The organism is Clostridiales bacterium (genome assembly GCA_025757645.1).
In the GTDB taxonomy this organism is placed as follows: Bacteria; Bacillota; Clostridia; order Oscillospirales; family Oscillospiraceae; genus CAG-103.
On sequence record CP107216.1, the window covers coordinates 1,816,448 to 1,830,064 of the forward strand.

General features: G+C 63.2%; 11 protein-coding genes. All 11 read right to left on the reverse strand.

Going from position 1 to position 13,617, the window contains the following annotated elements:
- Nucleotides 1-468 (reverse strand): ribonuclease III, encoded by a 468-nt coding sequence (locus tag OGM61_08790; GenBank protein ID UYI83948.1) that lies wholly within the window; start codon nt 466-468, stop codon nt 1-3.
- The gene (locus OGM61_08795; protein ID UYI83949.1) at nt 458-3,052 is read right to left on the reverse strand and encodes a DNA translocase FtsK; all 2,595 of its coding nucleotides are present in this window, start codon (nt 3,050-3,052) and stop codon (nt 458-460) included. Before OGM61_08795 ends, OGM61_08790 begins: the two co-directional genes overlap by 11 nt.
- 16 nt (nt 3,053-3,068) lie before the next feature.
- Complete coding sequence (locus OGM61_08800) at nt 3,069-3,905, reverse strand: undecaprenyl-diphosphate phosphatase (GenBank protein UYI83950.1); 837 nt, start codon at nt 3,903-3,905, stop codon at nt 3,069-3,071.
- 105 nt (nt 3,906-4,010) lie between these two features.
- Nucleotides 4,011-5,420 (reverse strand): aminopeptidase, encoded by a 1,410-nt coding sequence (locus tag OGM61_08805; protein UYI83951.1) that lies wholly within the window; start codon nt 5,418-5,420, stop codon nt 4,011-4,013.
- Nucleotides 5,417-6,619 carry an L-threonylcarbamoyladenylate synthase gene (locus OGM61_08810; protein UYI83952.1) on the reverse strand — a complete coding sequence of 401 codons (1,203 nt, stop codon included), beginning with the start codon at nt 6,617-6,619 and terminating at the stop codon, nt 5,417-5,419. Before OGM61_08810 ends, OGM61_08805 begins: the two co-directional genes overlap by 4 nt.
- Nucleotides 6,616-7,683, reverse strand: a complete 1,068-nt coding sequence (gene prfA, locus OGM61_08815; GenBank protein ID UYI83953.1) for a peptide chain release factor 1 — start codon at nt 7,681-7,683, stop codon at nt 6,616-6,618. The genes OGM61_08810 and prfA overlap by 4 nt, the downstream gene beginning before the upstream one ends.
- Nucleotides 7,684-7,798: 115 nt before the next feature.
- Nucleotides 7,799-9,679, reverse strand: a complete 1,881-nt coding sequence (locus OGM61_08820; protein UYI83954.1) for a beta-propeller domain-containing protein — start codon at nt 9,677-9,679, stop codon at nt 7,799-7,801.
- A gap of 127 nt (nt 9,680-9,806) precedes the next feature.
- Nucleotides 9,807-10,505 carry an ABC transporter ATP-binding protein gene (locus tag OGM61_08825; GenBank protein ID UYI85581.1) on the reverse strand — a complete coding sequence of 233 codons (699 nt, stop codon included), beginning with the start codon at nt 10,503-10,505 and terminating at the stop codon, nt 9,807-9,809.
- Nucleotides 10,506-10,509: 4 nt separating this feature from the next.
- The gene (locus OGM61_08830; protein ID UYI83955.1) at nt 10,510-11,421 is read right to left on the reverse strand and encodes an ABC transporter ATP-binding protein; all 912 of its coding nucleotides are present in this window, start codon (nt 11,419-11,421) and stop codon (nt 10,510-10,512) included.
- The gene (locus OGM61_08835) at nt 11,414-12,616 is read right to left on the reverse strand and encodes a branched-chain amino acid ABC transporter permease (protein UYI83956.1); all 1,203 of its coding nucleotides are present in this window, start codon (nt 12,614-12,616) and stop codon (nt 11,414-11,416) included. The genes OGM61_08830 and OGM61_08835 overlap by 8 nt, the downstream gene beginning before the upstream one ends.
- A 16-nt stretch (nt 12,617-12,632) precedes the next feature.
- Nucleotides 12,633-13,508, reverse strand: a complete 876-nt coding sequence (locus OGM61_08840) for a branched-chain amino acid ABC transporter permease (protein ID UYI83957.1) — start codon at nt 13,506-13,508, stop codon at nt 12,633-12,635.
- Between the last annotated feature and the right edge of the window lie 109 nt (nt 13,509-13,617).

Genomic DNA, 13,617 nt, shown 5'->3' on the forward strand with positions numbered 1-13,617 from the left:
TTACAGCACCTCCGTGATCTTGCTGAAGAGCTCGCGCAGCCGCTGCGTGCGGCCGAGCAGATACAGCCAGCCAAAGAGCGTCTCGAGCCCCGTGGCCGCGTGATACTGCGCGACGTCCGCGTGCTGCGGCACCGAGTTCACCTTCGCGTTGCGGCCGCGCTTGTAGACCGCGCGCTCCTCGTCCGTGAGCGCGGGCTGAATGGCCTCCGCCACGCGCGCCTGCGCGGGCGCGTTGACGCGGCGCACCGTCTCACGGTGCAGGTCGGTCACGGCCGTGAGCCCGGCGGCACACAGGGCCGTGCGCATCATGAGCTCATATACCCCGTCGCCGATGTGCGCGAGGGCGAGCGTGCTGTAAGCGCCGACCTGCGCCGGCGTCATTTCCGGGGCAAAGTCCGCCCCATCTGGAAAGGCAATCGTGCCGACGGGGCGGCGCTCCGGCCGCCCCGTGTGGAGATCATGATTCATCGTCTTCAGGTTCCTCTTCGTTGTCATCGGCAAAGTCCGTCTGCGCCTGCAGCACCTCGCTCGGTGCGGTGCCCTGCACATACTGCATCTCCTGCCACTGCTGCTTCGTGATGAGGATCTTGCGCGGCTTCGAGCCCTCAAACGGGCCGACGATGCCCATCTCCTCCATCTGATCGACCATGCGCGCGGCGCGCGAATAGCCGAGCTTCAGCCGGCGCTGCAGCATGGACACCGACGCCTGCTTCGTCTCGAGAATGACGTCCACGGCCTGCGGCAGCAGCTCGTCATAGTCGCTCTTGGCGGGCTTGTCCGCCTCGGGCGCGGGGCCGGACTTCTTGTCGGCCTCGGCGGCGGATTTCTCGATCTGCGCGATGATATCGTCGCTGTACTGCGCCTCGGAGTTTTGCTTGATGAAGCGCACGACCTCCTCGCGCTCCTCGTCCGACACAAACGAGCCCTGCACACGCAGGGGCTTGCCGGTGCCGATGGGCGCATAGAGCATATCGCCCATGCCGATGAGCTTTTCCGCGCCGGAGGTATCGAGGATGATGCGGCTCTCGAGCGAGGACGAGACCGCAAAGGCAATGCGGCTCGGGATGTTCGCCTTCATGAGGCCGGTGATGACATCCGCGGACGGGCGCTGCGTTGCGATGATAAGGTGCATGCCCGCGGCGCGGCCCATCTGCGCCACGCGGCAGATGCTCTCCTCCACCTCTTTGGCGGCGCAGAGCATGAGGTCGGCCAGCTCGTCGATGACGATAACGACCTGCGGCAGCGTCTGCCCGTCGGGCTCGTTTTTCTGGAGGGCATTGTAGCTGGCGAGGTCGCGCACCTGCGCCTCGGAGAAGAGGCGGTAGCGCTTGAGCATCTCCACGACCGCCCACTGCAGCGCGCCGGCCGCCTTCTTTGGGTCGGTCACGACGGGGATGAACAGGTGCGGGATGCCGTTATAGATGCCGAGCTCGACCATTTTCGGGTCGATCATGATCAGGCGCACCTCGTCCGGCGTCGCCTTATAGAGCAGGCTCAGAATGAGCGAGTTCATGCACACGGACTTGCCCGAGCCGGTCGTGCCGGCGATGAGCATATGCGGCAGCTTGGCGATGTTGCCGATGATGCAGTTGCCGCCGATGTCCTTGCCGACGGCAAACGAGAGCTTGGACTTCGCATTGCGGAACGCGGGCGAGTCGATGATATCGCGCAGGCAAACGGCGCTGACGACCTTGTTCGGCACCTCGATGCCGACGGTCGAGATCTTGTCCGGGATCGGCGCGATGCGCACATTCTCCACACCGAGCGCGAGCGCAAGGTCGCCGGAGAGGTTCGTGATCTTGTTGAGCTTCACGCCCGCCTCGAGCTCGAGATCGTAGCGCGTGACCGTGGGGCCGCGCGTCACGTCGCGGATGGTCGCATTGACGCCGAAGCTGCTCAGGGCAGTGTTGAGCCGGTCGCGGTTGAAGCGGATCTCCTCCGTCGCGTCCGTCTGATCCTTCTTCCCCGCGCGCAGGAACGACACCGGCGGGAGCTGATAGGAAGAGTGATCGGCATTCTCGCTCTCGATGGCGGAGGTGATCGCGGCCGTCTCCGCCGCGACGGCGGCACTGGCCGCCTTTTTGGACGGCTTCGGCGGGTCCTGGATCTCCTGCGTGACCGGGGTGACGCCGCAGATATCGGCCGCCTCCTCCACGGACAGCGGCTGGACATTTTGCGTGGCATCGGCCGGCGCGGCCTTTTTCGCGCCGCGGGCAGGCTTTTTGACCGGGATCGGATCGATCGGATCGTCGTCCGGCTCCGTCATGGTCTCCTCGACCGGAATGTCGATGAATTTTTTCTTGGCGACCGGCTTGTCCGGCACGGCACGGCGCGCACTGCGCCGCGGCTCGGGCAGCGGCTGCGGTTCCGGTTCGTCCTCCTCATCCTCCGCAAGCGGCACGTCTTCGTCCGGGATGTACTGTGCCTCGCGCCGTGTGCGCACCCAGGCCGCGATCTTGCCGACCGTCAGGTCCATGCTGCCCAGCACGCAGAACACGAACGCCGCCATCGTCAGCGGCAGCGCCGCATAGACGCTGATGCCGGCCTTGAGCAGATAGCCAATGCCGCCGGAGATCACGCCGCCGGACGTGAGCACCTTGCCCCCGTCATAGAGCTGGCCGACGATCGCGCCGAACGTCTGCGCCGTGAACGCCACGCGGCAGACCATCAGGTGCACGATCGTGCCGAACAGCGGCGCGATCAGCAGCGCCGCCGTCACGCGCAGGCCAAAGCGCTCGCGCGGGTTGCGCACAAAGGTCCACGCCAGCAGCAGCATCGCAAACGGGAACGCCCAAAAGCCCCAGCCCATGATGCCGCACAGGAAGCCCGCAAAGCCGTCGATCACGACGCCCTCGGCATGAAACAGGCCCAGGAACGCCAGCAGCGACAGCACGATGCACGCCAGCGCATACGGCCATGTCGGTGCCGTCGGCGCGGAGGCCGGAGCCGCCTTGGCAGCCGGCTGCTTTTTCGGCGCGGCGGCCGGCTTTTTTGCTGCCGGGGCGGATTTTTTCGCCGTGCCGGTTTTCTTTTTGGATGATGAAGTTGCCATGTTATATAACGTCCTCTCAGAAAATCAGAGACAGAATCATCGTCAGTGCGCCCGCGCCCCAACAGTAGTAGGAAAACGCGCCGAAACGGCCCTTCGACGTCAGGCGCTTGACAAGGCCGATGGCCGCGACGCCCGAGACCATCGCCACGAGCATGCCGGCCAGATACGCCGGCAGGAGTGACACATCGATACCCGCCTTGGCCGCCTTGGCCAGAGACAGGATGTTTGCCCCCAGCACCGCGGGCAGCGACATCAGAAACGAGAAGCGCACCGCAAAGCTGCGATCCAGTCCCGTGGCCATGCCGGCCGCGATCGTCGTGCCCGACCGGGACAGGCCTGGGATCGTCGCCACGGCCTGACACACGCCGATGACCAGCGCGTCGCGCACGCGCATGGTTTTCTCCGTGCGCGTGCCCTTGGGCATTTTATCGGCCACGAACAGCAGAAAGCCCGTGAGGATGAGCATGAGGCCGATGAAGAAGGTGTGGTAGTACAGCTGCTCGACCAGATCGTTGACCGGCAGGATCAAAAACAGCGGCAGCGTCGCCAGGATGATCATGAGCACCATGCGCGCGGCGGGAAGCTGCTGCCGGCGCTGCTCGGCCGGCAGCCGTGCGCTGCGGAAAAACGCGATCGTCTCGCGCACCATGGCCACGATGTCCCGCCAGTAGACGATGCAGATGGAAATGAGCGTGCCCAAATGCAGCAGAACATCGAAAAACAGATGGCCGTTTTCCGCCGTCGACATATGAAACAGGTTTTGCAGGATCGACAGATGGCCGGAGCTGGAGATCGGCAGAAACTCTGCGATGCCCTGCACCAGACCGAGCAGGATCGCGTTCCAGATGGTCACGGATGCACCTCCCAATACGCAGATAGGAATGTTGATTATACCACGGTTTTCTTTGCGTCACAAGGGAAAACGGTCACTGTCCCCGTTTTCCCCTGCCGCATCCGGTCACGCCTGCGTGTCGCAGTAGGCAGCCAGCACGCCGCGGTACGTCATCCAGCAGTCGAACTTTGCCACGAGCTCAAACGGTGCGTGCATGCTCAGCACCGGCACGCCGGCGTCAATGGTGTCAATATTCCGGTCGGCCATGAACTTGGCGATCGTGCCGCCGCCGCCCTGATCGACCTTGCCCATCTCGGACAGCTGCCAGACGACGCCGTTGTCGGCAAACAGACGGCGCAGATAGGCCACGAGCTCGGCCGAGGCATCGCTCGTGCCGGACTTGCCGCGTGCACCCGTGAACTTGCAGATGCCCATGCCGTAATTGAGCTTGGCCTCCGTGCGCTTGGCGCTCACCTCGGGGAAGCTGGGGTCAAAGGCCGCGCAGACGTCCGCCGAGAGGCAAAAGCTCCTGGCAAAGCAGTGGCGCAGCGCGACGTCCTGCTGCTCGCAGAGGTCGGCCATGAAGGCCTCGAACGCCTGCGACTGCATGCCGGACACGCCGTCGGAGCCGATCTCCTCCTTGTCGGCGAGGATGCACACGGCCGTGCGCTCCGGCGCGCCGTCGAGGTCAAGGATGGCGCGCAGCTCGGCATAGGCGCACACGCGGTCGTCCTGACCGTAGGCGCCGATCATGCTGCGGTCAAAGCCGATGTCGCGCGCCGGGAACGCCGGCACGGCGGCCAGCTCCGCCGACAGGAAGTCCTCTTCCGTGATGCCGTATTCATCATAGAGCAGCGACAGCACGGCGAGCTTCACGCGGTCGCGCCCCTCGCCGGCATACGGCATGCTGCCGATGACGATGTTGAGCGCCTCGCCCGTGATGCCCTCTTCCATGGTCTTGCGCATCTGATCCTTGCCGAGATGCGGCAGCAGATCGGTGATGACAAACTGCGGCTCATCCGGCTCGCGGCCAATGGCTATATCGACCGTGCTGCCGTCTTTGAGCGCGACCGTGCCGTGCAGCTCCAGCGGGATCGTGACCCACTGGTACTTCTTGATGCCGCCGTAATAGTGCGTCTTGAAATACGCCAGCTCCGAGTCCTCATACATCGGCGTCTGCTTGAGATCGAGACGCGGGGAGTCGATGTGCGCGCCCGCGATCACGCAGCCGTGGTCAAGCGGCTGCTGCCCGAGCACGGCCAGCATGAGCGCCTTGCCGCGGTTGTTGACATACACCTTCGAGCCCGGCTGCAGCTCCATGCCGAACGTATACGGCACAAAGCCCTCGGCCTCCGCCATGCGGATGGCCTCCTTGACGGCCTCGCGCTCTGTGCGCGCGGCGTCGAGAAACTGCTTATATCCCTCGGCGTAGGCAAAGATCTCCCCGGCCTGCTCGGCGTCGATCCGATCATAGCCGTTTTTCGGCTGATAAAACAGCTTTTCCTTCCACTGCTTGAGTTCCTTATCTTCGCTCATGAGAGCACCTCCTGTATCAGTTGATGGCAGCGGCGCTGAAAATCGGCGAGCGTGCCGCCGTTATCCAGCACGTAGCTGCAATGTTGGGCAAACCATTCGTTGGGCTTCTGCGCGTCGATGCGCGCCTCGGCATAATCGCGCGTCACGCCCTCGCGCGCGATGAGCCGCTCGATGCGCACCTCACGCGGCGCCGTCACGCCGATGGTGACAGTGCACAGCTCCGCCAGCCCGCTCTCGATGAGCGCGATGGCGTCGATCGCCGCGACCGTGCCGCCCCGCCGCGCCCACGCGCGCAGGCGAGCGCGCACCTCGGCACGGACATACCGGTGCGTGATGGCGTTGAGGTCGTCGAGCGCCGCCGCGTCCGCGAACACGACCGCGCCGAGCCGCTTTCGCTGCAGCGTCCCATTTTCTATTGTACCCGGAAAACGGGCATTGATCTCCGCGAGCATGGCGGTATTGGACGCCAGCAGCTCGTGATACACCGCGTCGCAGTCGATGACGAGCGCGCCCTGACGCTCCAGCTCCATGAGCGCGGTCGTTTTCCCGCAGCCCGTGCCGCCCGTGATGCCGACAATGTGCATTTTCCGCACGAGCGCGTCCCAGACGGCATCGTCCGGCACGGCGGCGGAGCGCAGAATGCGGTACGGCGTGTGCGAGAGATCGACGAGCGTGGACTCCCGGCCGATGCCGCAGGGCCCGCCGTCGATGACGGCCGCGATCTGCCCATTGAAATACGCCAGCACATCGTCTGCCGTTTTCGGGCTCGGCGCGCCGGAGGGATTGGCCGACGGCGCGGCCAGCGGCAGCTGCGCGGCCTCGATGAGCGCCAGCGTGGCCGGGTGATCCGGGCAGCGCAGGCCGACGGTCTGCCCACCCGCGCGCACGATCTCGGGCACGCAGTCCTGTGCCCGCAGCACGATCGTGAGCGGGCCGGGCCAGAACGCCTCGGCCAGCGTGTATGCCGCCGGCGGCACATCGGCGCAGTAGCGCGCCATGGCGGATGCGTCGTGCACCATCAGCGACAGCGGCTTGACGCTCGGTCGGCCTTTGACTTCATAGATCTGCGCGACGGCGGCGGGATCCAGTCCGTTGCCGGCAAGGCCGTAGACCGTCTCCGTCGGGACGGCGACGAGCTGCCCGGCGCGGATGGCATCCGCTGCCTGCGCGATCTCGGTTGTGATTCGTTTCGTGTTCATGTTTCCTCCGCGGATGCGCGCAGCTTTTCGGCCTGATCGGCCAGTGTGAGCGCATCAATGATCTCATCCAGATCGCCGTCGAGCACCTGATCGAGCTTATAGAGCGTCAGCCCGATGCGGTGATCCGTCACCCGCCCCTGCGGGAAGTTGTAGGTGCGGATGCGCTCGTTGCGCATCCCTGTGCCGACCTGGCTGCGCCGCTCGGCCGAGCGCGCGGCATTCTGCCGGGCACTTTCCGCGGCATACAGGCGTGAGGCCAGGATCTTCATCGCGCGATCCTTGTTTTTATACTGGCTGCGCTCATCCTGACACTCGACGACCGTGCCGGTCGGCAGGTGCGTGATGCGGATGGCGCTCTCGGTCTTGTTGACGTGCTGGCCGCCGGCGCCGGAGCTGCGGTAGGTGTCGATCTGCAGATCCTTCGGGTCGATGTGCACCTCCACGGCGTCCATCTCCGGCAGCACGGCCACGGTGGCGGTGCTGGTGTGGATGCGGCCGCCGGTCTCCGTCTCCGGCACGCGCTGGACGCGGTGCACCCCGCTTTCAAACTTCAGGCGGGAGTACGCCCCCTGTCCGCTGATGAGCAGACTCGCCTCGCGCACGCCGCCGAGCTCCGTCTCGTTGAGGTTGGCGATCTCGGTCTTCCACCCGTGCGCGTCGGCGTACATATTGTACATTCGATAAAGACTATGCGCAAAGAGCGCCGATTCTTCCCCGCCGACGCCGGTGCGGATCTCCAGAATGACGTTGCGGTCATCGTTCGGGTCGCGCGGCAGCAGCAGCACACGCAGCTGCTGCTCGAGCTCCGCGCAGCGGGCACGGCCGAGATCGATCTCCTCGCGCGCGATCTCGTGCAGCTCGGGGTCGCTCAGCAGCGCCTCCGCCTGCGCGATCTGCGCCTGACAGGCGGTATACGCCCGGTAGGTCTCCACGACCGGCTGCAGCTCGCGCTGCTCGCGGCAGAGCTTTGTGAACACCGCGGGGTCGGAATAATACGCGGGGTCGGCCAGCTTGCTCTCCAGCTCGCTGTACCGGTTTTCAATTTGTCGCAGCTTTTCGAGCACGGTGCCGCCTCCCTTGTTGCGATATTCGCTCAATGTATCAGTTTACCACAGCGGCGCAAAAATGTAAACAGGCGGTGCGTCTGCGCGCACCGCCTGTCAGAAGATCTTCGGTTGTTTACCCGCGCGGGATGATCGCCTGCGCCACATTCTCAAGCGTGCCCAGGTCGAGCACGTTCACCTGATCGGAACCGACGACATAGAAGTAGTCGCCGATATACAGGCCGCGGTTGTTCTCGTCCCACTGCGAGACGGGGATCTCCTTACGCAGCGTGAAGCCGTCGTCCGCCGAATAGCCGTAGACGAGGTAGCTGTTCTCGGCCGGGAAAGCGATCAGGTCCTTGTCGCTGTCCACCAGAATTGCCTTGTGATTATTCAGTGCCTCGCTATAGTCGGCATCAAGGGTCTGCGTGTGCAGATCGTGCAGCTTGGCAGGATCGGACGTGTCGATCATGACGAGCTTCATGCCGTCCACGGTCGCGCCGCCATCCACGGCCGTCGTCTCCATGCCGAGGCCGAAGAGCATCCCGTCTGACCAGACGTGCAGATAGTCGGAATAGCCGCTGAGCTTGAGCTCACCGACGACCTTCGGATCGGTCGGGGCGGTCAGATCGACGGCAAAGACCGGATCCGTCTGGCGGTAGGTGCACAGATAGCCGTAATCCCCGTCGAAGCGCGCGGAGAACACCGTCTCCCCTTCGGCGATCCCGGCCACGCTGCCGACGGTGTTCAGGTCACGGTCGAGCACGTACACATCATTGCTCGTCTGCGTGGCGTCGTCATTGGTTTTCGTGTTTTCAAAGTCATGCTTTTCATCGCGGTAGACGCTGTAGGAATACGTCTGCTCGGTCGTGGCCAGGCGCAGATAGCCGTCGCGCTCGTCGAGCGAGAACTGGTTGTTGAGCGCACCGGGAACAGTGCCATTGGCGGCAAAGGTGAGCTTGCCGTCGGCGATCGCAAAGCGGTTGACCGCCGTGTTGACGCTGGAGGTATAGTCCGTGACCGTGTAGCTGCCGTCCTTATGGGTCTTGCCCGCGCCGTCGTCATAGACGCTCGCGCACAGGTAGAGATTCTCCGCCGTCATGTACACCGTTTCCCCGCCGCCGAGCACGGACTGGCTGGAGAGCCGCGTGCCGGCCGCAATGTCATACGACGCCGCGACCGCGTAGGTCATGGAGTTGTTGTACGGCATGAGGCCGATGCTGTCGCACGGCACGACCGACGCCGTGTCCCCGTCATACAGCCGGGGAGCAAACGTAGTCTCGTCGCCCTTTTCCGGCGCGCCGGGATAATACGACGTGCACAGGTAAAGCACGCCGCCGACCATGCGCGAGGCAATCTCGTAGCCGTCCTGCCCGAACGACTGGACCAGCGTCGGGTCTGCCGGGTCGGAGACGTCATAAATATCGACTGTGACATAATTATTGCCGCTGCCGGAAAGCTCATCCGAGGACGTGTCGCTGCCCGTCCAGTCGGTATACGACGAGAGGACGACCGCGCGGCCGTCGGCCAGATACAGCTCCAGCGGCAGTTTTTCCTGCGTGTGGGTCTGACCGTCCTCGGTCGTCGTCTGCTCCCAATCCTGACCGACAAAGACATTGGACACGTCCGTGACGTCCGCGCCGTCCGCCTGCATGACGATCAGTTCGCTGCCGCGCAGGATGTAGATATACGTGCCGTCGGTCTTGACGATATCGCCCTCGTCGACGCCCGCGACCTGCACGTTCGTGCCGGAGTAGAATGTGCCCTCGCCTTCACCGTCGCCTTTGCCGCCGGACTCCGGGTCGTCGGAAGCGCCGTCGGTCATATTGAGGGACTTGTCGCGGTCCGCAATCGCTTTCTGCGCATCGGTCAGCGCGGAGTAGACCTCGCTATAGCTCTTGGCAAAGGTCAGGCCGCCGGCCGCCACCGTCTTGCCAGTCTGCCCATCCTTTCCGCAGGCGGTCAGCAGTGCGAGCGACAGGCACAGCACCAGAAATCCTGAAAAAAACTTTTTCATAGCACACCTCTATGGTTCGATGGTTTTCAACTGCATTGTACAGGATTGGACGCGCGCGGTCAAGAAATGTTCCGAAAAAAACGGAAGGGCGCCTGCGGGCGTCCTTCCGTCTGGGTCATCCATACCGTTATGCGCCGAGGTACGCCGCGCGCACCGCGTCGTTCGTCAGCAGTTCCTCACCGCTGCCGGTGAGCGTGATGCGGCCGGTCTCGAGCACGTAGCCGATATCGGCGATCTTGAGGGCCATGTTTGCGTTCTGCTCAATGAGCAGGATCGTCACGCCCTGCTTGTTGATCTCCTGAATGATGGAGAAGATATCGCGCACGACCAGCGGCGCGAGACCGAGCGACGGCTCGTCCATCATGAGCAGCTTCGGGCGGCTCATGAGCGCGCGGCCGACCGCAAGCATCTGCTGCTCGCCGCCGGAGAGCGTGCCGCCGGCCTGCCAGCTGCGCTCTTTCAGGCGCGGGAACAGGCTGTAGACCCACTCGAGGTCCTCTGACAGATCGTCCTTGCGCAGGTAAGCGCCGATCTTCAGGTTTTCCAGCACGGTCATGTCCGGGAAAATGCGGCGTCCCTCCGGCACGAGCGTCACGCCCTGCGTGACGATCTGGGTCGGGTCCTTGCCGGTGATGTCTTCCCCCTGGAAGGTGATCTTGCCGCCGCTCGGCTTGACAAGACCAGAGATCGTGCGCAGCGTGGAGCTCTTGCCCGCGCCGTTGGAGCCGATCAGCGTAACGATCTGCCCCTGCTGCACATCGAATGAAATGCCCTTGACAGCCTCAATGCCGCCATAGCGCACCTGCAGATCTTCAATTTTCAGAATCGTTTCACTCATCTTCCACAACCCCCAGATAGGCGTCAATGACGTGCTGATTGTTCTGGACTTCCTGCGGGATGCCCTCGGCGATCTTGCTGCCGAAGTCAATGACATAAATGTAATCGGAGATCCGCATGACCAGATCCATATGGTGCTCGATCAGGAAGATCGTCAGGCCGTATTTCTCGCGTAGCTCGTGGATGAACGCCGCGAGCTCGAGCGTCTCCTGCGGGTTCATGCCGGCCGCCGGCTCGTCGAGCAGCAGCAGCTTCGGATCCGTCGCCAGCGCGCGGGCGATCTCCAGCCGGCGCTGAATGCCGTAGGGCAGACTCGTCGCAATGTCGTCGCTGTATTTCTCCAGCCCCTGCTCGACGAGCAGAGCCATGGTCTCGTCGCGCATGCGCTTTTCTTCCTTGGCGTTGCCGCGGAAGGTCGCGGAAAACACGTTCTGCCTGGCGCGCATATGCTTCGCCACGAGCACGTTTTCAAACACCGTCATGCTCTTCCACAAGCGGATGTTCTGGAACGTGCGGGCAATACCGAGCTTCGTGATCCTGTCCGGCGTCGGCGAGACGATCTTGCCCGTCCCGGCCAGCGGGTCGCGCGCGAGCATCTGCTCTTTCGTCTCATCCTCCGGATGATACTCCGCCGTGTAGAGCAGTGGATTTTCGCCCTTGTAGAGCTTTTTCATCTTGCCGGTCGGATGGTTGCGGACCATCGGCTCGTCGAGGAATTTGACGAGGCCGTTCGTCGGCTCATACACGCCGGTGATGCAGTTGAAGGCCGTGGTCTTGCCGGCGCCGTTCGGGCCGATGAGCGCCACGATCTGCCCCTCGGGGATGTGCAGCGACAGGTTGTTGACTGCCACGACGCCGCCGAACTGCATCGTGATATTTTCCACGCTGAGGATGTCTTTACTCATCTGCTTTGCCCTCCTCAACTACGTTCTTCTTTGCCTTTTTCGGGCGCTTACGGAACAGATCCGGCAGCTCGCGCTCGCCCATGATACCCTTGCGGAAGAAGAGCACGACGATCATGATGATGATCGAGAACACGACCATACGGAAACCGTTGCGCAGCAGCGGCACCTTGAACGAGCCGATGTACGCCTCGTTGTCGAGGAAGCGCAGCCACCACTCGGAGCACGCGATGTACAGGAAGGAGGCGATGCAGCTGCCGGAAACGGAGCCGATGCCGCCGATGACAACGATGAGCAGGATCTCATAGGTCATGGCCGAGGTGAACACCTTGGCCTGCACGGTCGTGGCAAACATGGCAAAGAGCGCGCCCGACACGCCCGCGAAAAACGAGCTGATGACAAACGACAGGCTCTTGTGCTTGGCGAGGTTCACGCCCATGGCCTCCGCCGCGATCTCATCGTCGCGGATGGCCTTGAAGGCGCGGCCGTAGGACGAATTGATGAGCAGGACAATAAGGAAAATGCAGATACCGGCAAGCAAAATCGGCACGACCGCACTCAGGCGGAAGAGTACCTTGCCAGAAGCATTCGTGATGTTGAAATCCGCAAACGTCGGATAGCCCTTGAGGATGTTGGCGCCGTTGGTAACCTTGCCGAGCGTCTGCCACTGGAAAATGGCACGCAGGATCTCAGCAAAGCCGAGCGTGGCAATGGCCAGATAGTCGCTCTTGAGGCGCAGGACCGGCAGGCCGATCAGATACGCGAAGAACGCGGCGATCAGGCCCGCGAAAATGATGGCCACGAGCACGCCGAGCACCAGACTCACGCCGCCGCCGAAGCCGGTGGCGCCGAACAGGTGCTGGAACATCTCCTGGAAGGAGAAGTGGATGCTCGAACCCTCGAAGAGGTAATACACGCCATCGCGCGCGGCGTCCGGGATCATGAAGATCGCGTAGGCATACGCGCCGAGGAGCATGAAGCCCGCCTGACCGAGCGAGAACAGGCCGGTAAAGCCGTTGAGCAGGTTCATGGACACGGCGACGAGCGAGTACACCGCACCCTTTTTGATGACCGTAAAGAGCAGGGAGCCGGGAGACATCACATTCTCCAGTACCATCGTCACGAGCGTGAGCGCGAGCACGATGGCAAAGGTGATCAGGTTGCCGCGGCGTGCTTCTTTGTCTTTCGCTTTCAGCACAGTGATCCCCCCCCTCTCAGACTTTGTCCGTGGCCTTTTCACCGAACAGGCCGGTGGGCTTGACCACGAGGACGACGATCAGCAGCGCGAACGTGAACGCATCGGAGAACACCGTCATGCTGGTGCCCTTGATGAGTGTCTCGCAGATGCCGATGATGAACGCGCCGATGACGGCGCCGGGGATCGAACCGATGCCGCCGAACACCGCCGCGACGAACGCCTTCAGGCCGGGCATGGCGCCGGAGGTCGGAATGACGGTCGGGTAGTTCGTAAAGTACAGCAGCGAGCCGACGGCCGCCAGGAACGAGCCGATGATAAACGTCACGGAGATGACCTTGTTGATCTTGATGCCCATGAGCTGGCTGGTCTCGAAGTCCTTCGCAACCGCGCGCATGGCCATGCCGATCTTCGTGTGGTTGATGAGCCACTGCAGCAGCAGCACGAGCACGATCACGAGCACGGGCGTAATGACCGTGACCCAGTGCGTGGACGCGCCGAGGATCGTGACCGTGCCGGACACGAACGGCAGCGACGGATACGTCTGTGGCTGGCCGCCGGTGGCATACAGCGCCACGTTCTGCAGCAGATAGCTCACGCCGATGGCCGAGATCATGACGGACATACGCGGTGCGCTGCGCAGGGGCTTATAGGCCGCGCGCTCGATGATGAAGCCGAGCAGGACCGTCAGCACGAGCATGAGCGGAATGGATACGTACACCGGCAGGGACGCACACATGAAGACCATCATGAGGCCTGCACACATGAACACGTCGCCGTGGGCGAAGTTAATGAGACGCAGGATGCCGTAGACCATCGTATAACCGATGGCGATCAGGGCATACTGGCCGCCCAGCGAAACGCCGGATAAAATTTGTGCGACTAGAAATTCCATCTGTTTCCCTCTCTATCGTTTACGAATGCGGACATTCAGCCGCCGCGAAAACCGCGGAGCTTCCGCAGCTTTCGCAGCGGCTCAAAATCCCAAAGGGGGAGCCGAAGCT